Origin of the sequence: uncultured Umboniibacter sp., assembly GCF_947497555.1 — a bacterium.
In the GTDB taxonomy this organism is placed as follows: domain Bacteria; phylum Pseudomonadota; class Gammaproteobacteria; order Pseudomonadales; family DSM-25080; genus Umboniibacter.
This window is the reverse complement of sequence record NZ_CANMGY010000001.1, coordinates 595,078-616,207: the sequence shown is the minus strand read 5'-3', so window position 1 is coordinate 616,207 and position 21,130 is coordinate 595,078. Positions and strand designations below refer to the sequence as shown.

Below are 21,130 nucleotides of genomic sequence, written 5' to 3'. Positions count from 1 at the left end.
GCTTAAAGCAAGAGCGAATTCCGTTAAAGTGGAATTCAAAACTTTGCTCGAAACATGAACGTTATTCATTCTTTCTTGCGAATTAACGAGTAACTTGTTTCGATAATCTTTGTTGCGACTATCTCTACAAGTACCCACACGTATTGTCTGATTGATTGTTAAAGAGCGTTGCTTCTCAGTGGAAGCGGATGCGCATTCTACACACATCTCAGCGTTTGTAAACCGTTGATTTGAAATGTTTTTTCAAACTTTCAAACCCGCGTTTCAATCCGCTTTAATCACTCGCTGCTGCGTTGTGATGGTGCGCATTATAGGGCGCTCCAACTCAATGTAAAGGTGATTTTTTAAGGCGATTCGCCTAGGTGAAATTACACGCGATACGGCAGCTCTTAGCCAAAACATCTGACTAGCGACGGGTTACCGCCGTCAAGCAAGGGGGCGGATAATAGGGAAACGGAGGAATACTGTCAACGCTTTTTAAAAGCTTTTTACTAACTGGTCTTTGGTTGAGATTTGAATGACAGTTAAGCCACATCTTTTAAGCAGTTCTAAAAGGTAAACGCTATCTTTTCGGTTAGTATTTTTAGCGAAACTAAGATTGGGGCGATTAAGAGTAGTTAGCTCGAAAATTAGTGGATCGCTGGCGTTACCAGGAGCACTCACGTAAATACATAAAGCGCTATCAAGTTTCGTACTTATCAGTATCTCCATTCCCCGGCGAAGTTCTAGTTGATTGATATCAATGGTTAGATGCTCTTCGCGCTTACGCAGTTCTGCGACATGCAAGTGTATATAGAGGAGGCTAAGTAATAGCACTAAGAGCATTATAGCTATTGGCCATAGCCCAGAGACGAGACAAAGTGATACGGGCAGAAGCATAAGCGCCGTAAACTGTAAGTTATGAGCCTGCATGATACTCTCACCAAGCGACCGACTAGGCGTAATACGGAGATGGCTGGCTGATTGCTCGATAAGTAAATTAATCATCTAAACAGCGTAGCTGACTTCCCTCTGAACTCTCCGCGGGTTGAACTAGTATTTACGCTTTAGTCCCCCTGTTTTATGTATACTGTTACTTAATCAGTAGTCCGATGTTAAAAAGGTAATTAGTAGTGACCGAGCCTGAATTAGAAATTGTTGATATTATTGCGGGCCATCAACCAAATGGCGATCCAGTTCTTGAAAAGTTGCGCTGCGTGCGAGTGAAGGATGGCTACGCACTGGCTGAAGCACCTCTTTTCGCCGCTGCAGGTCGTCTTGATGTCATTAAACTTATTGGTGAAAAGGGTGATTATCAGGTTGTCACTCGAAGCGGTAACTTGACGATACGTTTCGTCAGCAAGCATCCCATTTCAGTGGTACTGGATGAGTATCGTGTTGAATTCGAAAAGATGGGTGCCGAGATCAGTAACGTCAGCGACCGATTTTTCTCCATTACCGCGCATGTTAGCATTGGCTTTAATACTATCGAGCACCTACTTAGTGAGGTAGTGAAAGCTTTCCCCGAGTCTGCGTGGGCATATACTAATGTATTTGACGGCGATTCAGGTGAACCCCTGCAGTGGTGGTCAAGCATACTAAAGGAGCAATAGCAGGATGCGACATTGGGCGCTTGGTATATTGACAACCCTTTTCTTTACTGGGCTGAGCTTCCCCGTACTGGGGAATACTTTCATCCACCCAACGATGGAACGATCCAATTCGATATCTTTTGGTGCTTTCTATCAGTCTGCGTATGTAGGAATTGATAGCTCCTCAAACCTTGACAGCTCTGAAGGTCTAAATCTCGAAACGCTGGGCGTCGACACCAGCGATACCTCTGCTGTCTTTAGTTACCGCCGTAGGCTAAGCCAACGTTTCAGCGTAGATCTCAGCTATAGTGACTATCGAAGTCAAGGAGATAGGGTCCTCACTGCAGATGTTGAGTATAACGGCACGATCTTTGAGGTCGGTGCACGAGTGCAGACCGAATTCAAGTCACAAACCCTCGCTACCCGCCTAACCTACGATTTTTATCAAACGCCTAGCACAGCTCTGGGAATAGGAGTTGGCATCCATGCAATGGAATTGCAGGCCCAGCTTTCAGGTGAAGGACAGTTAGATGGCGATGTAGTCGCAAGCCAGAGTGTGGCATCTGACAACCTGCTTGCCCCCTTGCCAAATCTTGTCTTCACAGCTAAACATGCATTCGATGATCGGCTATTACTAAACCTATCAGCGGGCTGGCTGTCATTTAATATTGACGACTATGAAGGGAGAATCCTACTCAGCGAGGCTTCTTTGAGCTACCGCGTAACGGAATCTGCTTCGGTTGCAGTGGCTTATCAGCTCAATGATATCAATGTAAGCCACTATGGTGATTTGCTGGATTCTAATTACAATATGACTCAGGGTGGCCCTCTTCTGATGATAAAATGGGCTTTCTAACTTAAGGGGTTGCCATCATGCTAATTTTAATTTCACCCGCCAAGACGCTTGATTTTGATCAAGATACGTCGCAGTTCCCTCATTCAGAGACTCGCTTCGACAAGCGTTCCGAGCAACTAGTCAGCGGCCTTAGACTACTAAGCGCCGAACACATCGCCAAGCTTATGTCGGTTAGCGAAGCCATTTCGAAACTGAACTTCGAGCGCTTTCAAAACTGGCAGCCACCTGCTTTAGATGCTTCAGCTAAGCAGGCGATATTTGCGTTTCGCGGAGATGTATACACCGGTCTCGATGCGGATAGCCTATCAAGCCCTGGACTCGATGTGGCACAAACTAAGCTGCGTATCCTGTCCGGGTTATATGGCTTATTACGACCTCTCGACAACATCCTGCCCTATCGTCTTGAGATGGGCACCAAGTTCACTTTCGACGAATACAACAATCTCTACCAGTTTTGGGGCTCAGACATCACCGAGCAACTGAACCGCGACCTTCTAGAAACTAAGAATGACGTAGTGGTTAATCTCGCTTCAAATGAGTATTTCAAGGCCGTTAAACCTAAGCTCGTAAATGCTACCATCGTGACTCCGGTGTTCAAAGATACGAAGAACGGCAAAGAGAAAGTCATCAGCTTTTACGCCAAGAAGGCAAGAGGAAGAATGGCGCGATGGTTGATAGATAATCCAGGTTTCAGCTTAAGCGATTTAAGGTCCTATGATCTAGATGGCTATGTGTATAGCCCTGATCAATCGTCTACCGCAGTGCCAACCTTTGTTCGAGCTGAGCTCTGAGGGTCCAGCTCTGAAGACGTTTTAAGGCGGGGAAAGATTGCCCGAAAGGTGCTTCCCTTTCCAGGCCAGCTTAGAATTTTCATTTCTGCCTGATGGCGCAGTAAGACATGCTTGGTAATAGCAAGCCCTAGACCCGTGCCACCAATTTTTCGGTTTCGTGAACTATCGGCTCGATAAAATCGTTCGGTCAGGCGAGGAATATGCTTGGGTTCGATACCAACACCCTCATCCTTAACCCCGAACGAGAGCTTCTCTCCTTTTATCCGGAGCCGAAAGCGAATAGTGCCGCCATCTGGCGAATACTTCACCGCATTAAAAGCAATATTGCTAAGCGCTGAGTAGAGCTCCGTCTCGACACCCATAATATTATGACCATCTTCAATTTCATCTAAAAATTCGTGCCGTTCCGCCGACAACTCTTGCGCGGCGCCCATAACTCGCCGAGCCAAGGCAGACAAATCCAACAAGCCACTCGTTTTCAGCGTATCGGATTCATCAAGGCGCGATAACAGCATCAAATCTTCAACGGTCTCATTCATGCGCTCCACCTGCGAGGACATCTGTTGTAGCCCTTTAGAGATGTTCGGTGGCAGCATTTCGCCGAAATCTTCGAAGGTCTCGAAGTAACCTTTTAACACCGTTAAAGGCGTGCGCAGCTCGTGTGAGACATTGGCGACGAAGTCCTTACGCATCTGCTCTAGCTGGGTCACGTGGGTCACATCTCGAAGTACGATTAGGCGCTCATTGCCTCCGTACTGAGTGACCTGAAGTTGCAATACTTGAGCGCCGTCGCCGCTAGGCTCAAGTTGAAAAGGTCGCGAGTAGTCTTTTGCTTCAAGGTAAGCAAAAAATGACGGGTCCCGAACGAAGTTGGTAATAGCCTGTCCCGAGTCGCTTCTCGCTTCGAGTTTTAACATGCTTCCAGCTGCGGCATTCCACCACTGCAGACAGTCGCCCTCTGCAATCACCACCACACCATCGGCTAGCGCTGAAGTACTTTTCTCAACTCGACTTAATTGCTGCTGCAAGCGACGCTTGGTTTTACGGTGACTGGCCCGAATAAAGTGAATGGCCTCGGCGACATCTACGAGCACTTGGTTGGCCTCGGGAAGGGCCGAGCTCTTACCCTCAAACCAACGATAAAATTCTTTAGCCTCGCGAAAGAGCAAAAAGAAATAGGCGATATTACCCACGACCAACCCCGCCAAAGGCTGACCTAAAAGGATGCCAGCCAGCAGGCACAGTCCAATAATAATTGCTGCGCGCTTGAGTTCGGCGATTAGGCCTCGATAGCGTGTGGCTTGCACTCGTTACTCCGTTGTGAGTTTAGAATTAAACAAGTAACCGCTACCGCGGACTGTTTCAATCAAATCTTCGTGCCCATCTACACTTAACGCTTTACGAAGACGTCTAATATGCACATCAACGGTACGTTCTTCGACATATACGTTTGCGCCCCAGACCTTGTCGAGTAGCTGCTCTCGACTGTGCACTCGATCCTGATGAGTAGCAAAATAGTATAACAGTCGATACTCAATCGGTCCTAGTTTGACTGTCTGCGTACCAATCTTAACCCGCTGACTCGCTGGCTCGATAGCCAGATCGGCTACTGAAATGCTGCGCTCCGCATCTAGCTTACCAGCTCGACGGAGCGTTGACTTAATCCTCGCAATTAATTCGCGTGGCGAAAACGGCTTGGTAATATAGTCATCTGCGCCGGATTCTAGCCCGCTAATTTTATTGTCTTCCTCCGCTTTTGCGGTGAGAAGGATTACTGGCATCTCGTTAAGAATTCCATCGCGCCGAAGGCGACGAGTTAGTTCAATCCCCGACATCTCGGGCATCATCCAGTCTACCAATGCTAGGTCAGGCTTCTCATCCACAATTAAGGCGAGCGCATCGAGGCCATTTTCAGCCTGGATACAACCAAATCCAGAAAGTTCGAGCGACATCGCAACCATATCGCGAATTGCCGCTTCATCGTCAACAATTAGCACCTTTAGTTTGTTCAAGACTAATCTCCTCGTATCATCATTCAATCACCCTTGGGGATATTGAACAACGCTTTTGTGACAGCCGTATGACAACACTTAAACTATAGCAACAGAGTCAAGGCGATGCCGACAAAAAGAACGAGACCAATCCAATGATTGTTGAGGAACGCCTCGAAGGGTTTTGGCAAATCTCCGCGAACCAATGACTGCTGATAGGCGAATAAGCCCGCAGTGATACCAATAGCCGCCATAAAGAAGACTCCCAACTGAAAACGATGAGCTAATAGCAGCAGCATCGCAATCATCGCCACCTGCATCCCTAGAATAATAGTCGGCGCCATTGAACCAAACAGCACGGCCGTGGACTTTACCCCGATCTTTAGATCATCTTCATAGTCAGCCATTGCGTAAAAGGTGTCGTAGATCACTGCCCACAACACCACAATCGCATAGAGCAACCACGCTTCTGGAGGGATGGTATTGCGCTCTGCTGCAAAAGCCATCGGCACAGCCCAAGCAAAAGCCGCACCCAAAACGACTTGGGGAAGATGTGTGTATCGCTTCATAAATGGATACGTTGACGCCAACAACAAAGCGCCAACTGATAACAGCACAGTGAATGGGTTAGTAAGCAGCACGACCACAAAGGCCATGGCAATAAGTGCGGCAAAAAGCTTGAGCGCGCTACCTGGCTTGACTATTCCACTCGCCAATGGTCGTTGTGAGGTACGTGCCACATGACCGTCAACGTTCCGATCCGCATAGTCGTTGATGACACAGCCCGCCGACCTCATTAGAAACACACCCAGAGTAAAGATAGCGAAATTCTGCCAGCTAGGGAATCCACCAGCTGCTAGAAACAGGGCCATGTAAGTTGGCCACAGCAATAGGAGCGTGCCGATAGGTCGGTCGACGCGCATTAGGTGGTAGTAGGGTAAATAGTTTGCTGGAATATAGCGCTTAAGCATTCAATAACTCCACAAAGCTGGGCAAAAAATATTCGGCGACGAGGATCTGGCGTTTACCGTAACTAAATAGTGACCTTCGGCCCCAATGCCGCGTCTCAAATTGATGCTGCTCCGGTTGCGCCATTTGTATCTCAATCTCACCACGCTGAACGTCAGGATTGGCGAACAGCCAATGCCCTAAAGGTTGATCCCCCAGCTCCGCGATAAACTCAAAACTATCTTTTAGCGCGGAGTCTGGAATCACCGTTCGGGCGAAGACTAAAGGGGTAGTGTCACTCGATAAGAGCACTTCTCTAACTAACGCACCTTGGTCGAGGGAAATCCCCAGCAGCAAAGCCTCCTCATCCATGACCTTAATCCAATCCTGCCGGAGCACAGAGACACGAATATCATGACGACACCAATTGGACAGCTGTTCAGTAAGTGATCCTCGCTCGCACAGCCAGCGACCAATAGACTGCGGTAGTTGTGAGGAAATTTTGTCAGCAGGTTGCCACATGATAATGCGAAGCCATGTTATGATTTAAGGCTATTCTAACGTTAAGTACTAGCGCTCAGCTACCAGATTTGTCTTCGCGGTTACTGGTGCGGTACTAGAAAATTGATCATTTTTATCGAGTTAAGGGACACCTATGTCTAACCAAGACGCTCCGCTCGTCATCATCGGCACGGGCCTCGCCGCCTACAATCTTGCGCGCGAGTGGCGTAAGCGCGACTCGTCAACACCGCTAATAATGTTGACGCAGGATAGTGGCAGAAGCTACTCCAAACCCATGCTGTCAACTGCCTTCAGCAAAGACAAAACGGCAGAAGGCCTAACAATGGCCGACGCAGGTAAAATGGCTGAGCAGTTAAGTGCGACCATCCATACCTTTGTTAGCGTTGACGCCATCGACACGCATAAGCGTGTGCTTTCCTTTGACGGAACACAGCTTAACTATCGCGATCTCGTCATCGCCGCGGGCTCTGAAACCATCAACCTGCCTATCGAGAATACCGCTCAGAGCAAGACGTTTGCTGTCAATGACCTTGAGCAATTCGCCGAGTTTCAGGAAGCCGCCAAAACCGCTCAGCGAATCCTTATTATCGGCGGCGGACTTATTGGTTGTGAATACGCCAACGACCTACTTACAACGGGCGCGAAAATTAGCCTAGTTGAACTTCAGCCTACACTCCTTAGTAACCTTTGCCACGAAGCTATTGGCAATGCACTCGTCAGCCAATTTACGGAAGAGGGCATCGATCTGCATCTCAGTACTGCGGTCACTGCCATTCGGGAAGACAAAGATGGTGTGGTCGCTACCCTTAACAATGGCACTGAATTAGCTGCTGATATCGTTTTGAGTGCGGTGGGAGTGAGAGCTAGAACCCAATTAGCCCGTCAGAGCGGGTTAGCGTGCGAGCGAGGAATACAAGTCGATCGAGAGCTTCGTAGCTCAGTGAAACATGTCTACGCCCTGGGCGATTGCGCAGAGGTGGATGGACACTTACTTTATTATGTCATGCCTTTGATGCAATGTGTCAGAGCGCTTGCGCAAACATTATCAGGCACACCAACGGCCGTTAGTTACCCAGCGATGCCAGTGACCATTAAGACCTCTCGCTTTCCCATTGTAACGAACCCACCTGACACCACACCAGAAACCCCAGTTCATTGGCAGGTCGAACATGTGGAAGGTGGAGTAAAAGCGTTGGCCTATAATGTCTCGGGGGCACTGATTGGCTTCAGTCTCGGTGGCAGTTCGATCTCAGAGAAAGCTTCGCTGGCTAAATCGCTGCCAAAGGTCATGGCCTAATTTGAATAGCGCTGCGTAGACAGGTAGCATCAGTTAACTAATAACCATGAATAAACAGTGGGCCCAGCCCAATGAGGATACAATGAACTTAAGCCTAACAAGTAAGATCCTGCTGGCCATGTTAGCGGGTATAGCATTAGGGCTACTAATGCAGCTACTCGGTAGCCTCTTCCCTGATAACCCCATCACCAATTTTTATGGTATTTGGCTAGCGGATGGTCTATTCGACATGGGTGGGCAAATTTTCGTCAACTCGTTGAAACTATTAGTTGTTCCTCTGGTTTTTGTCAGCTTAGTTTGCGGAACATCGTCACTGGGTTCGAACTCTCGTATGGGGGCTATTGCCTTCAGAACCGTTGGCCTCTACGTCATAACCACGTGTATCGCTATTACCCTTGCCCTCTTCTTTGCCAACATCGTCAATCCGGGCGATGGAATCTCTCTAGAGCTTCCTGGCGCTGACGCTTTCAGTGCGAAAGAATCTCCCCCGTTGATTGATGTTGTAGTTGGCATGTTCCCAAGCAACCCCTTTGCGGCGATGGTTGAAGGCAACATGCTACAAGTGATTGTGTTCGCTATTCTATTTGGTGTTGCCGTGTCACAGGCCGGTGATTTTGGCACCCGCGTTGCCTCCACCTTCAACAACTTCAACGAAGTGATCATGAAGATGGTAAATATCTTAATGAACTTCGCACCCTATGGTGTTTTCTGCCTCTTGGCGAAGCTGTTCTTTACGCTGGATGTGGGCGCACTGGGCTCGCTATTTTGGTACATCGCAACGCTGGTATTTGTCCTAATCTTCCACGCCACCTTTGTCTACGGCGGCTTGGTAAAGTTTATTGCAGGGCTCAGCCCACTGATGTTTTTCAAGAAAATGCGCCCTGCTCTCTCGATGGGCTTTTCAACCGCTAGTTCAAACGCGACCATGCCCGTCACCATGGAAGTGGCCGAAGAGAAAATTGGTATCCACAATTCAGTGGCATCGTTTACCATACCACTTGGTGCAACCATCAACATGGACGGCACGGCCATCATGCAAGGGGTGGCGACGGTATTCATTGCGCAGATTTATGGTATTGATATCGGTCTACTTGGCTATCTAACCGTTATTCTTACAGCAACCTTGGCATCGATTGGTACCGCCGGTGTGCCAGGCGTAGGTCTAATCACTCTATCAATGGTATTGCAGCAGGCAGGACTGCCAGTTGAAGGCGTTGCTATTATTCTCGGCGTAGACCGTCTACTCGATATGATTCGTACCGCCATCAACGTCTCTGGCGATGCCGCGGTATCAACGGTGGTAGCCGTCAAAGAGAATAAACTTAACCGCGACGTATTCGCCAACGCTAACTAAGCGTTAGCGAATACCTCTGCCCCCGCGAGCCATCGGTCGATTAACGGCTGGGCTCGCTCCGGGTAGTCCTGTAGAAACTGTTCAGTTAATTCGGCCACATCATCTAGGTGGTGACTGTCTCGCTCGAGATGAGCAATCTTAAAGCTTGCATCGCCAGTTTGACGAGTACCTAATAACTCACCCGCACCACGAAGTTCGAGATCTTTTTCAGCAATCACGAAGCCATCGGTGCTCTCTCGCATCACTCCTAATCTAGCTTTGCCATTTTGCGAGAGCGGTGTTGAATACATCAAGATACAGAAGCTCTCACGCGTCCCGCGTCCCACTCTACCGCGTAACTGATGGAGCTGTGAGAGCCCTAAGCGCTCCGGGTTTTCAATTATCATTACCGAGGCGTTCGGAACGTCGACACCCACCTCAATCACCGTGGTTGCCACCAGCAAATGATGCTTTTTAGCCTTGAAGTCCGCCATTACCTGCGCCTTTTCGGCCGCTTTCATGCGCCCGTGGACTAAGCCTATAGATAGAGATGGCAGCGCAGCTTGGAGTAGCTGACAGGTCTCCTCGGCAGCTTCAGCCTCAACCACTTCGGATTCATCAATCAGAGTACACACCCAGTAGGCTTGCTGCCCGCCTGAACATGCTGCGTGGACTCGTTCAACAACCTCCGCGCGACGCTGATTACTTACAAGTAAGGTTTGAATAGGTGTTCGCCCGGGTGGTAATTCATCTATCACCGAGCAATCGAGATCAGCATAAGCAGTCATCGCTAACGTACGAGGAATGGGGGTCGCGGTCATAATCAGTTGGTGAGGCGCACAGCCACTCTCGATGCCCCTTTGACGCAACGCCAGCCGCTGATCAACGCCAAACCTATGCTGCTCATCAATAACGGCTAGGGCTAGCTGATGGTAAGCAACGTCCGGCTGAAAAACCGCATGGGTACCAACAATAAGATCTGCACTACCCTCGGCGATCTGAACCAAGGTCTCGCGACGTAGCTTAGCGCCTATCTTCCCCGCTAGCCAAACCACTTTGACTCCTAACGGCTCCAGCCACTCCTTAAAACTAAAGTAATGCTGCTCGGCGAGAATCTCGGTGGGAGCCATCACCACAGCCTGCGAACCCTTTGCCACCGCGTGCAGCGCACTGATTACAGCAACTACCGTTTTTCCGGAACCTACATCACCTTGAACGAGCCGCAGCATTGCCTCCGGCTTACTAAGGTCCTGACTGACTTCATCCACGACTCGAGCTTGGGCATTGGTTAGCTTGAAACTCAGCTGACTGAGGAATTTGGCTTCGAGTTCATTTGGCCTTGGCAACACCAACGCAGCTTTTCTTCGGTACTCAGAACGAAGCTTTAGCATACTAAGACGATGGGCAATTAGCTCCTCAATAACCAGTCGCTGAATAGCAGGATGGCTCCCCTCGGCCAGGTCCCGGGTTGAAACATCGGGAGTGGGCTTATGGATGAGTTGCAGTGCTTCACTCAGCGACGGCAATCGGAGCGAACTCGTCATTGATTTCGGGAGTAATTGATCAACATCGAGACTACCCAGACGCTCAAGAGCTTGATCGGCCAGACTGCGCATCCGTGCTTGCGGCAAACCTTCGGTGGTAGGGTAAACAGCCGTAAGACGGTCAGCTAAAGCGGGCATAGGCTCCCCTTCGGCAACAATTTTCATTTCCGGATGATACATCTCTAAACTACTCGCTCCGCGCCGCGCTTCGCCCCATGCCTGTAAAGTAGTTCCTGGGACAAGCTGCTGTCTAAGGTTGGCGCCAAAGCGAAAGAACCTCAGAGCAATCTGCCCTGAACCATCTTTAACAACTATTCGCAGCGCTCTGCGCCGACCAAATACCACCTCACAGGACACTACCTCAGCTTGAATAAGAACATGATCGCTAAGACGAATATGACCAATAGGGCAGACACGCGTGCGATCCTCATAGCGAGCCGGTAGATGAAACAGAATATCCTGCAGCGAGTGGATATGAATCTTGGCGAGCTTCTCCGTGAGCGCCTTGCCAACGCCCTTTAGCTCACCAACCGGAACGCGTGCTATTGAGGTTTGTTCAATGGACATAACAAAGCAGCTTGTTTGAGGGCCATTACCGCTTCGCGACGGGTAAAGCTTGCCCGATATGCCAGCGCAATCGTGCGGGTAGGTTCAGGCGCTGTAAAAGGTCTCACCTCTAACATCCCTGCTTGATAGTTCGAAAGGTCCGCGGCACTGGCTGGAAGAATAGTAATACCCAACCCCGAGGCTACCATGTGGCGTAGGGTTTCAATGGAGCTTCCCTCACCGCCAAGCATCGCTTCTTTGCGATGCTCGAAGGAGTATTGAATAACTGGATCGACCGCCAAAACTTGATCTCGAAAACAATGCCCGCCTCCTAAGAAGAGGATGTTTTCATCCGCTAACTCGCCTGCCACAATTTCAGTTTTAGCCGTTAACGGGTGATCAGCGGGAAGTAGGACAACAAAACGCTCATCGTAGAGGGGCTCAACAATCACATCTGGCTCCGAGAATGGCAGCGCTATAATGATTACATCCAGGGCACCGTCGCGAAGCTGCTTCCGGAGCACCGCGGTGTAGTTCTCCTCAATCACCAAGGGCATCTTCGGCGCAATAGCGCGAAGCTGAGGGATGCAAAAAGGGAAGAGGTAAGGCCCAACGGTTAGAATAGCACCCACTTTGAGTGGCGACGCCAACTGGTCTTGACCCTGTGTTGCTAGCTGTTTAATTTCCAATGCACCGCTAAGTACTTTGCGTGCCTGTTGAGCAATTTGTTGGCCCACGGGAGTTAAGCACACTTGATTACGTGTCCGTTCGAACAACGACACGTCCAACTCCTGCTCCAACTTCTTGATCGCTATACTTAGGGTAGGCTGACTCACAAAACACTTTTCCGCTGCACGGCCGAAGTGTTGCTCCTCGGCAAGCGTGACGACATAGCGTAATTCGTTTAAAGTCATGGCATCATCCGTTTTGAGCTAGCGTTATGTTGAGTGGAAAAAATCTCTACCTATTAGGATATGGTGACATATTACGTCGTCTGTATCACCTGCAAAAACCGATAGCTAATCGCATTGTAACGCTTAGCCGCAATACGCGAGCACACCCTGATCCCGAGAATGCCCTTGCCGTTGAGCTAGGTAGAGGTAGTGACTGGCAACTATCTCAACAGGATGAAAACTCCGTTGTCATTTACACCCCCACGCCTACTGACCGTTCTATTGCTGGCTATCGACAGGGGTATCTCAAGACCAGCGAAGAGCTCATTAACAAACTCCACCCCGATACCTGGCTGATGCTAGTTTCTAGCACTCGAGTGTATCGAGGCCACCAAAATACCACGATTAATGATCTCTCTCCTCCATTGGCCGCCGATGAATACGGGCAGGTCTTAATTGACATGGAAGAGCTCGTGACCAGCAATCATCAGAACACAATTATTGTTCGCCCCAGCGGTATCTATGGCCGCTCAACTTCGCGGTGGGAGCGACTCATGAATACACCCGAAGAGAGTGGTCATCGATTAGGCAATCGAATTCACGCCGACGATCTGGCGCGCTTTATGAGTTTCCTCATTGAGAGAATTCCATCATGTAAGCCCGGCGGATACATCGTCACCGACGGTGCGCCGGCCAGCGAGTCTGAGGTCATCGATTATCTGATGGGGTTGAACAGAAAGCATACTTCGGAGGGTATCGCCCTTCACGCCTCAGCTTTGGCGAAGAGCGGCTTTAAACTTGACTACCCTAGCTACCGCCAAGGCCTGCTAGCGCTTAAACGCTAGCTACACCATCGGCTTCAATGCGAGCACCTTTAGGCAATTCGGCCACACCAATCGCTGCGCGAGCTGGGTAGGGCTGATCGAAGTACTGCGCCATAATTTCATTTACCGTAGCGAAGTGCGATAGGTCAGTGAGAAAGATGTTTAACTTAACGATGCTATTGATCGTTCCGCCAGCCGCATCCATAACCGCACTAAGATTTTTAAATACTTGGTGAGTTTCAGATTCAAAGGAGTCATCAACCATTTCCATCGTGGTTGGATCCAAAGGAATTTGCCCGGATAGATAGACAGTGTTGCCGACTTTAACAGCTTGGGAGTAAGTGCCAATCGCAGCTGGCGCATTTTCAGTTGAAACAATTGAACGGTTTGACATGGGGTATCCTTATTTTTTTCGACCCGACTTCAGTACCCAAGATTTCCGGTGTACTCGGCGAAGTATTGAGGCCAAGTGTACTCGACTCTTCACACCTACCGTCAAGTTAATAATTGCATAGCCCGCATCCTTTTCGGCGATATCAACCCGGTCAATATTACCGCCCTCTTCTGCCAGAAGCGCTGCCAAACTCGCGAATACACCGCGAATATTTTCAACTTCAACGCGAATATCGGCTAAGTATTCTCCTGTTACCTCGCCTGACCACGCCACAGGTGTTAACTCGCCAGCCTTACCACGAAGCTCATTAAGATTGTGGCAATCATCGCGATGGACTACCACTCCCTTTCCTGGGCTGATGCGACCAATAATTTGGTCGCCCGGAATAGGTCGACAGCAACCGGCAAAGCTCATCACCATGCCCTCACTATCACTCACCAGCAAGGGTGCTTCGCTGACGTCTTCAAACTCTCCTGTGGAGCTGGTAGCCATTAACTGCTGGGCGATTACAAAGGGGATATGATTTCCTAAGCCGATCTCCTCAAACAGGGCATTTACATCGGTAAGCTTATGCTGTTCAAGTACTCGATTGATCTCTGTAGAATCAATCTCGTCAATGTTCTGTCGATAGGCCTGGAGCGTTCGATTAAGCATCCGCTTACCAAGCACCACCGACTCACTGACACGTTGAGTCTTTAAGAAATGACGAATAGCGGATCGCGCCTTGCCAGTCGCGACAAAATCTAGCCATGCTGGATTAGGCTGGCCGCCAGGTGAAGTAATAATTTGAACATGCTGACCACTCTCTAAAACTTGGGAGAGCGGTGAAAGTCGATTATTAATTCGAGCGGCCACACAACGATCGCCAACACCCGTATGCACTGCATAGGCGAAGTCGACTGCCGTTGCACCCTGAGGCAATTCGATTATTTTACCCTTAGGAGTAAACACATAAACTTCATCGGGGAATAGATCAACTTTTACGTGCTCTATGAATTCGAGCGGATTACCTGCCTGTTGCTGTAGTTGTAACAAACCTTGAACCCAATCTCGCGCTCTAGTGTGAGGCGCCAAGTCGTCCTCTTCCGAGGTTTTATAGAGCGAGTGAGAGGCAATCCCATGGTTGGCCATCGTATCCATTTCAGCGGTGCGAATTTGCACTTCGATAGGCACGCCATGCATCCCGATAAGCACCGTATGGAGTGACTGATACCCGTTAGTCTTCGGAATGGCAATATAATCCTTAAACGCTCCTGGCACTGGTTTATAAAGATTGTGGATACACCCCAAAACTCGATAACACTGGTCTACCGATTGAGTAACAATGCGAAATGCATAGACGTCCATGATCTCAGTGAACGATTTATGCTTCGACTTCATTTTTTGGTAAATAGACCAGAGGTGCTTCTCTCGGCCGCTAACCATTACTTCATGTCCCTCGCGCTGCAAACATTGTTGGAGCGCGTCGGTTATCTTCGAAACGATTTCGTTACGATTGCCTCGAACAGAACGCATGGCGGCATCAATGCGAGTAGCGCGAACCGGATGCATAGCATAGAAGCCTCGGTCCTCAAGCTCCAGGCGAATATCGTTCATGCCAAGTCGATGAGCTATGGGGGCATAGATATCCAGGGTTTCTCGCGCAATACGACGACCTTTATCCGGCTTTAACGCACCAAGTGTTCGCATATTATGGAGCCGATCGGCCAATTTGACCAAAATAACGCGGATGTCGCGGGCCATCGCCATCGCCATCTTTTGAAAATTTTCAGCCTGCATTTCAGCACGACTACTAAATTCAATCTGAGTGAGCTTGGAAACACCATCAACCAGATCCGCGACGGCATTGCCAAACTGCTGTGAGAGTGCATCCTTAGGAATGCCAGTATCTTCAATCACATCATGCAGCATTGCCGCCATCAGGCTCTCAGGATCCATGTGCATATCGGCGAGAATGTTTGCGACGGCGAGGGGGTGAGTTACGTAGGGTTCGCCGCTGCGGCGAGTTTGCCCATCATGTGCTTGCTGGGCATAAAAATAAGCCCGCCTGACGCTTTGAACACGCTCGGCGGGCAAATAGTTTTCTAGCTTATCGGTAAGCTCGTCAATGGTGATTGGCTTGTCACTTACCAGCGTGCTAGACATTAGAACTCGACAGCAGGCTGCTCGTCGTCTTCTAGGATATCTGCGGTGACATAACCTTCCGCAATTTCACGCAACGCTACAACGGTTGGTTTGTCATTTTCAAATGCCACGTAAGGTTCTTGACCTTCAACTGCGATTTGGCGAGCACGTTTACTGCTAACCATAACTAATTCAAAGCGGTTCTTTACGTTATCTAAACAATCTTCTACGGTAATACGAGCCATGGGAATTCCTAATAGTTCTGCAGAGTTTCTTTCAGCAACTCGTCAGTTGCTGACCTAGTGTACTTTGTTAGCGCTTATTCGCTCAACAATTCTTTCAATAAAGCTTCATGATCTCTAGCCTGTGCTGAAATTTCACAGCGCTGAGAACGGATTATGGCACGCAAATCTGCGAGCGCATGATCAAAGTCATCATTTATAACCAGATAATCGTTTTCAGCATAGTGCGAGATTTCGCTTACCGCCTCTTTCATCCGTCGCTCAATCACATCTGAAGCATCCTGGCCTCTACCAGTAAGGCGCGTTTTCAATGCGGCTAATGACGGCGGAAGAATGAAAATACCGACCGCAGCTGGAAGTAATTTACGCACCTGCTGAGCACCCTGCCAATCAATTTCTAGGATGACATCGGTACCGGCGGCCAATTCCGTTTCTACCCACGAAGCACTGGTGCCATAGCCATTTCCGAATACCATTGCGTACTCGAGGAAATGCCCTTCGCTAACCATTTCATCAAAGGTAGCCAAGTCCACAAAATGATAGCTTACACCGTGCTCTTCGCCCGGTCGCTGCGAGCGAGTAGTATGTGAGACGCTCACTTTAATATTCGACAACGCATCAAGCAGTGCTCGAACAAGACTAGTTTTACCGGCCCCACTAGGAGCTGAAATAATAAATAAGTTTCCGCGACTCACTGGAATTACCTTAGTGTTTTGCTACTCATACATTTGTAAAGCTGGAAACCATGCAGTATATCGCATCACAACCCTTCGCCAAAGCGATTTCAACTTCAGGCCTTTCGCGATGAGTACTTTATTCTATATTCTGGATCTGCTCACGCATCTGCTCGATTAATACTTTCATTTCGACCGCACTCTGCGTGGTCTGCGGGCTAATTGACTTAGAACTCAGCGTATTCGCCTCGCGGTTCAACTCCTGCATGAGAAAATCAAGACGGCGACCAATTGCTCCCTTCTGGGTGCACACCCTTGTTACCTCATCAAGGTGTGCCACCAGGCGGTCAATCTCTTCCTCCACATCCGCCTTATGCGCCATCATCACGAACTCCGCCTCGATACGCTCAGGGTCCAACGTATCTTGAAGCTCAGCTAAACGTTCCGTGAGTCGATCGCGTTGTTTTTGCAGTAGTACAGGCATGACTTCGGTAACCTTCTCTACCTCAATTCGCATCCCCTTGATTCGCTCGTCAATCATCCCTGAAATAGCCGCCCCTTCGCGCTTTCGATTATCAATCAACTCAGAGATTGCTTGATCCAAACATTGCTTAATCGCCACATTTAGCTCGTCACCTTCATGCTTCGTCTCGATGACAACACCCGGCCATCTCAGGACATCCATGGTGCTGACGGGAGAGTTAGGGTCAATGGCCCGACTCGCCTGAGTAAGCTTTTCGACCAACTCGTTATTGAGGCTAAACGTTTGCGCTGTCTCCGCAAGTTGCAGCGTTAGGGTAGCATCGACCTTGCCTCGCGCGAGCTTGCTCCTCAGCCGCTCTCGGACCATCACATCTAAGTTGCGGGCTGATTCTGGTAGGCGAATGTAGGGTTCCAAATAACGATGATTAACACTTTTCAGCTCCCAGGTTACAGAGCCCCATTCGGTGTTGACATTGGCACGAGCAAAGGCCGTCATTGATAGCATGAAATACTCCCAGGGAATTAAAAAAATAATGTTAGCACATGCAGCCTTGCTGCAGTGCGGTATACTCTAAGACTAACTTACTCACCGAGAAGCCCTACTATGATTCAAAGACCGAGTGGTCGTCTCCCAGACGAAATGCGAAATGTCTCTATCGTTAAAGATTTCACCTGCCATGCAGAAGGCTCCGTATTGATTTCGGTTGGCAACACTAAGGTTATCTGTACTGCATCAATTAGCGAGGGCGTACCCCACTTTCTGCGCGGCCAGGGCCAGGGGTGGATTACCGCCGAATATGGCATGTTACCTCGTTCAACTGGATCACGCATGAATCGTGAGGCTGCTCGTGGAAAACAAACTGGCCGAACCGTAGAAATTCAGCGTTTGATTGGCCGTAGTCTCCGTGCTGGCGTTGACATGAAAGCACTAGGCGAAAACACCATTACGATTGATTGTGATGTCATTCAAGCCGATGGCGGTACCCGAACAGCGTCAATCACTGGCGGCTGTGTCGCGTTAAATATTGCCTTAGAGGCTTGGGTTGCGAAAGGTAAGCTCAAGTCGAATCCGCTAGTTCGCTGGATCACCGCCATATCCGCTGGCGTCTATCAAGGCACTCCAGTACTCGATTTAGACTACCCTGAGGACTCAGAGGCCGACACCGACATGAATGTCATTATGACCGAGGAAGGAGGCTTCATTGAGATCCAAGGTACTGCGGAGGGTAAACCGTTCACCGGAGAACACCTTAATGCCCTACTCGCGCTAGCGCAAAAAGGATGTGGCGAGCTACTCGCTATTCAAAAGGCTTAAGATTTATCAGCACTACGGTATCGGCTAAAATAGCTCGATATCGTAGTCAATGATGACCGGTGCATGGGAGCCAAAACTCTTGGTTTTGTAAACAACGCCATATTCCACCGCTCCAGATAAATTTTCTGAAATGACCTGGTAATCAATTCGCCAGCCATCTCCTTCACCCAATTTGCCGCTTGGCCACCAGGTAAATTCATCTTTATCTTTGTTTACTTTACGAAAAGCATCTACATAGCCAATATCGTTGAATAGCTGTGTCATCCATTTTCGCTCAAACGGCAGGGCGCCGGAAGAGTCGGCATTGGCTTCAAAGTTCTCGACATCGTAGTCACGATGAATCTGATTCCAATTACCACAAATAATATACTCACGGCGTTTGCGAGTAATTTTAGAAAGGTGCGCCTGTAAATCGTCGAAGAATTGTATCTTATCCTCTAGCGACTGTACTTCTGAGGTAGCTCCTGGGGCCAATAACGAGCCAATAGAGATTCCTTCAAAGTCGGCTTGCACGTAGCGACCGTCCATATCAATTCCGCTAGCAAATCCAAAGCCTGTCATAATGGCCTTGGGTGGCTGGCGCGAATAGATCCCTACACCGCAGTAGGTACCGTCCGGTGAATCAAAGAAATAACCGAAGTAGCCTTCAAGTTGATACTCGGGCTCCCATGCCAAATCGGGCTCTGGCCTGCGCATGTCCTGTAGACAAATAACGTCGGCATCTTGCGTTCGCAGCCAATCAAACAAGCCATTGCCTATAGCATTATCAATACCATCGACACAAAGCGTAATAACTCTCATTAAGTATCCCTAAAAAATGCGCGTATAATAGTTAGATCGCACAGTCGTGTTAATTTTATTAATACTTCTTTACCTAACGTTAGCAACTTTTGGGATATTCGCATGGAACTCCACCAAGAAAATTACTTAAAGCTCGCAATTGAAGCAGAGGCATTAGGATTTGGCCAATTCACATTGAAATCAGGTCGAATCAGTCCGTACTTTTTCAACGCCGGAAAATTCAAGACCGGGAAGACTCTCGCTCTATTGGGCAAAGCTTATGCTAAAGCAATTGTAGACAGCGGCGTAGAATACGATGTTCTATTCGGGCCTGCCTACAAAGGTATCCCTCTCGCTGCCGCTACGGCAGTTGCTTTAGCCACTGATCATGGTATCGATATTCCGTGGACATTCAACCGCAAAGAAGCAAAAGATCACGGAGAAGGCGGTAAACTTGTTGGTGCCGATATCGAACAACAGCGCGTGCTCATTATAGATGATGTCATTACTGCAGGGACAGCTATCCGCGAAGTAATTGATATCTTGAAAGCCAACAATGCGTCCTGCGCAGGTGTCTGCATTGGCCTAGATCGCAAAGAGCGGGGCCACGGAACACTATCGGCAATTCAAGAAGTTGAGCACGACTTCAATGTTCCTGTTCTCTCAATCATTACAATTGACCACATCATCGAATGGCTAAGCGCTCAAAGTGAGCATCAGCTAGTTGAGAAAATGACGAGTTACCGTAACGACTACGGCGTTTAAACAGGAGTTTCAATGCGTATTCCACAGCTGCTTTTAGCTGCCACCATAATATCATTCGCGAGCGCTGGTGCAGTCGCAGATTTTTATCGCTACCAGGACGAGAAAGGCAAGCTCGTTGTCGCTTATCGTCTCACGCCCGAAGCCATACAACAGGGCTATGAGGTCATCAATCCTCAGGGGATAGTTGTAGCAGTTATCGAGCCCGCTAAAACTGAAAGTGACATTGAGGCTGAAAGATCTGCAGCAGAGCAGAGAGAGTATGATCTTAAGCTGCTAATGACTTATGGTAATTCCGACGAGCTGAAAGATGCCATTTCACGCCGCGAATCTGCATTGATGACAGAAATAAGTCTAGCAAACTCAAAGCTAGAGGAAGCGCGGGTAAGTCTTCGCGCTATAGAAAATAGCGCGGGGCTTGAAGAGCGGCAAGATGGGGCAGTAAGTGAAGCCACAGCTGCTGCCTTGGAACAATTTCGCGATGAAATAGCCTCAATAAGTGATGAAATTATTGCACTTGAGGCAGATTATGTAACGAGCCAAACCGAAAATGAGATCGAATTAACTCGCCTGAAGGAGCTGCTGGGAGAGTAACATTTCCAGCAGTCCTATTTTCAGCGGAAGAAACCAGTCATTAGAAACTGGTATTGATCACGCCAACCTTCGGTAGGCGAGCGGCGATAGCCTGAGCGAACAAACTGCCCCATGCGCCCTTCGACACAACTAATCAATAAGTTGGCGCCTTCCGTAACGGTTAACACTGGGCGTAAACCTTCACGTAATTCTGCTTCACGAAGTACCTGCTTAATTTGCGTCTCGATTCGCTCAAAGAACTTTACTACCCTAGCGTGAAGCTTCGCATTTTCACCGGCCAACGCGTCGCCTACCAAGATTCGAGCCATGCCCGGATTTCGTTCACAGAAGCCTAGCAACAGAAAGAGGATTGCATCGCAACGCTCTAGCGCGCTTGTTTGATCCTTAATAATTTTTGAAATACGTTCGAAAACCGTACTTTCGATAAACTCAATTAATGCCTCGAACATTTTAGTTTTGCTCGGAAAGTGGCGATACAATGCCGCTTCAGAGACACCGACTTCCTGAGCAAGTTTGGCAGTTGTAATTCGCCCGTCTAAGTCTTGCTCGAGCATTCCTGCGAGCGCCTGCAAAATATGTTGCTTGCGCGAAATTTTTTGCTCTGTAACTGTCATAAATCCCCACGAAATAAGTCGTTATTTTAAAG

Annotated in this window: 23 protein-coding genes; 9 read left to right on the top strand and 14 right to left on the bottom strand. The window is 48.8% G+C overall.

The window, feature by feature from the left end; all coding sequences use genetic code 11:
- Window positions 1-477 precede the first annotated feature (477 nt).
- Complete coding sequence (locus tag Q0698_RS13320) at window positions 478-987, bottom strand: DUF2244 domain-containing protein (RefSeq protein ID WP_366140252.1); 510 nt, start codon at window positions 985-987, stop codon at window positions 478-480.
- Between the two features lie 125 nt (window positions 988-1,112).
- Between Q0698_RS13320 and Q0698_RS02780 the strand changes: the two genes are divergently transcribed.
- Genes Q0698_RS02780 through yaaA form a run of 3 tightly spaced genes read left to right on the top strand, consistent with a single transcriptional unit; the run spans window position 1,113 to window position 3,218 of the window.
- Window positions 1,113-1,592 (top strand): DUF4265 domain-containing protein, encoded by a 480-nt coding sequence (locus Q0698_RS02780; protein ID WP_298633478.1) that lies wholly within the window; start codon window positions 1,113-1,115, stop codon window positions 1,590-1,592.
- 4 nt (window positions 1,593-1,596) lie between these two features.
- Complete coding sequence (locus tag Q0698_RS02775; RefSeq protein WP_298633477.1) at window positions 1,597-2,427, top strand: hypothetical protein; 831 nt, start codon at window positions 1,597-1,599, stop codon at window positions 2,425-2,427.
- 17 nt (window positions 2,428-2,444) lie between these two features.
- Entirely contained in the window at window positions 2,445-3,218 is a 774-nt protein-coding gene (yaaA, locus tag Q0698_RS02770) for a peroxide stress protein YaaA (RefSeq protein WP_298633475.1), read from the top strand.
- Here the strand turns inward: yaaA and phoR are convergent.
- Genes phoR through Q0698_RS02750 form a run of 4 tightly spaced genes read right to left on the bottom strand, consistent with a single transcriptional unit; the run spans window position 3,173 to window position 6,679 of the window.
- The gene (gene phoR / locus Q0698_RS02765; RefSeq protein ID WP_298633473.1) at window positions 3,173-4,525 is read right to left on the bottom strand and encodes a phosphate regulon sensor histidine kinase PhoR; all 1,353 of its coding nucleotides are present in this window, start codon (window positions 4,523-4,525) and stop codon (window positions 3,173-3,175) included. The genes yaaA and phoR overlap by 46 nt on opposite strands.
- A gap of 3 nt (window positions 4,526-4,528) precedes the next feature.
- Complete coding sequence (gene phoB, locus Q0698_RS02760) at window positions 4,529-5,257, bottom strand: phosphate regulon transcriptional regulator PhoB (RefSeq protein ID WP_298633471.1); 729 nt, start codon at window positions 5,255-5,257, stop codon at window positions 4,529-4,531.
- 56 nt (window positions 5,258-5,313) lie between these two features.
- Window positions 5,314-6,180: a 4-hydroxybenzoate octaprenyltransferase gene (ubiA, locus tag Q0698_RS02755; RefSeq protein WP_298633469.1), complete on the bottom strand. Its 867-nt coding sequence runs from the start codon at window positions 6,178-6,180 to the stop codon at window positions 5,314-5,316.
- Window positions 6,173-6,679 carry a chorismate lyase gene (locus Q0698_RS02750; protein WP_298633467.1) on the bottom strand — a complete coding sequence of 169 codons (507 nt, stop codon included), beginning with the start codon at window positions 6,677-6,679 and terminating at the stop codon, window positions 6,173-6,175. Before Q0698_RS02750 ends, ubiA begins: the two co-directional genes overlap by 8 nt.
- A 133-nt stretch (window positions 6,680-6,812) precedes the next feature.
- On the opposite strand from Q0698_RS02750, the gene Q0698_RS02745 reads away from it, so the two are divergent.
- Window positions 6,813-7,976, top strand: a complete 1,164-nt coding sequence (locus Q0698_RS02745; RefSeq protein WP_298633465.1) for an FAD-dependent oxidoreductase — start codon at window positions 6,813-6,815, stop codon at window positions 7,974-7,976.
- An 82-nt stretch (window positions 7,977-8,058) separates the two neighbouring features.
- Complete coding sequence (locus Q0698_RS02740; RefSeq protein WP_298633463.1) at window positions 8,059-9,330, top strand: dicarboxylate/amino acid:cation symporter; 1,272 nt, start codon at window positions 8,059-8,061, stop codon at window positions 9,328-9,330.
- Here the strand turns inward: Q0698_RS02740 and recG are convergent.
- Both recG and Q0698_RS02730 read right to left on the bottom strand, forming a co-directional pair.
- Window positions 9,327-11,420: an ATP-dependent DNA helicase RecG gene (recG, locus tag Q0698_RS02735; RefSeq protein WP_298633461.1), complete on the bottom strand. Its 2,094-nt coding sequence runs from the start codon at window positions 11,418-11,420 to the stop codon at window positions 9,327-9,329. The two genes, Q0698_RS02740 and recG, sit on opposite strands and share 4 nt — an antisense overlap.
- The gene (locus Q0698_RS02730; protein ID WP_298633459.1) at window positions 11,396-12,313 is read right to left on the bottom strand and encodes a hydrogen peroxide-inducible genes activator; all 918 of its coding nucleotides are present in this window, start codon (window positions 12,311-12,313) and stop codon (window positions 11,396-11,398) included. The genes recG and Q0698_RS02730 overlap by 25 nt, the downstream gene beginning before the upstream one ends.
- Before the next feature lie 26 nt (window positions 12,314-12,339).
- Between Q0698_RS02730 and Q0698_RS02725 the strand changes: the two genes are divergently transcribed.
- Window positions 12,340-13,137 carry a sugar nucleotide-binding protein gene (locus tag Q0698_RS02725; protein WP_298633457.1) on the top strand — a complete coding sequence of 266 codons (798 nt, stop codon included), beginning with the start codon at window positions 12,340-12,342 and terminating at the stop codon, window positions 13,135-13,137.
- Here Q0698_RS02725 and Q0698_RS02720 read toward each other — a convergent pair.
- From Q0698_RS02720 to Q0698_RS02700, 5 genes are all read right to left on the bottom strand, one after another.
- Window positions 13,127-13,510 carry a RidA family protein gene (locus Q0698_RS02720; RefSeq protein ID WP_298633455.1) on the bottom strand — a complete coding sequence of 128 codons (384 nt, stop codon included), beginning with the start codon at window positions 13,508-13,510 and terminating at the stop codon, window positions 13,127-13,129. The two genes, Q0698_RS02725 and Q0698_RS02720, sit on opposite strands and share 11 nt — an antisense overlap.
- A 9-nt stretch (window positions 13,511-13,519) precedes the next feature.
- Complete coding sequence (locus Q0698_RS02715; protein ID WP_298633453.1) at window positions 13,520-15,655, bottom strand: bifunctional (p)ppGpp synthetase/guanosine-3',5'-bis(diphosphate) 3'-pyrophosphohydrolase; 2,136 nt, start codon at window positions 15,653-15,655, stop codon at window positions 13,520-13,522.
- Window positions 15,655-15,879 (bottom strand): DNA-directed RNA polymerase subunit omega, encoded by a 225-nt coding sequence (gene rpoZ / locus Q0698_RS02710; protein ID WP_298633451.1) that lies wholly within the window; start codon window positions 15,877-15,879, stop codon window positions 15,655-15,657. The genes Q0698_RS02715 and rpoZ overlap by 1 nt, the downstream gene beginning before the upstream one ends.
- A gap of 74 nt (window positions 15,880-15,953) precedes the next feature.
- Complete coding sequence (gmk, locus tag Q0698_RS02705; RefSeq protein WP_298633490.1) at window positions 15,954-16,577, bottom strand: guanylate kinase; 624 nt, start codon at window positions 16,575-16,577, stop codon at window positions 15,954-15,956.
- 112 nt (window positions 16,578-16,689) lie between these two features.
- Entirely contained in the window at window positions 16,690-17,538 is an 849-nt protein-coding gene (locus tag Q0698_RS02700; protein ID WP_298633449.1) for a YicC/YloC family endoribonuclease, read from the bottom strand.
- Window positions 17,539-17,640: 102 nt separating this feature from the next.
- On the opposite strand from Q0698_RS02700, the gene rph reads away from it, so the two are divergent.
- Complete coding sequence (gene rph / locus Q0698_RS02695) at window positions 17,641-18,348, top strand: ribonuclease PH (RefSeq protein ID WP_298633489.1); 708 nt, start codon at window positions 17,641-17,643, stop codon at window positions 18,346-18,348.
- Window positions 18,349-18,372: 24 nt separating this feature from the next.
- On the opposite strand, the gene Q0698_RS02690 is transcribed toward rph, so the two are convergent.
- Window positions 18,373-19,149 (bottom strand): exodeoxyribonuclease III, encoded by a 777-nt coding sequence (locus tag Q0698_RS02690; protein WP_298633448.1) that lies wholly within the window; start codon window positions 19,147-19,149, stop codon window positions 18,373-18,375.
- Window positions 19,150-19,251: 102 nt separating this feature from the next.
- On the opposite strand from Q0698_RS02690, the gene pyrE reads away from it, so the two are divergent.
- Window positions 19,252-19,893 (top strand): orotate phosphoribosyltransferase, encoded by a 642-nt coding sequence (gene pyrE, locus Q0698_RS02685; RefSeq protein ID WP_298633447.1) that lies wholly within the window; start codon window positions 19,252-19,254, stop codon window positions 19,891-19,893.
- A gap of 12 nt (window positions 19,894-19,905) precedes the next feature.
- Window positions 19,906-20,484: a hypothetical protein gene (locus Q0698_RS02680; protein WP_298633445.1), complete on the top strand. Its 579-nt coding sequence runs from the start codon at window positions 19,906-19,908 to the stop codon at window positions 20,482-20,484.
- A 20-nt stretch (window positions 20,485-20,504) separates the two neighbouring features.
- Here Q0698_RS02680 and slmA read toward each other — a convergent pair whose 3' ends face one another.
- A complete protein-coding gene (gene slmA, locus Q0698_RS02675) occupies window positions 20,505-21,098 on the bottom strand; it encodes a nucleoid occlusion factor SlmA (protein ID WP_298633443.1) in 594 nt (197 codons plus the stop codon).
- Between the last annotated feature and the right edge of the window lie 32 nt (window positions 21,099-21,130).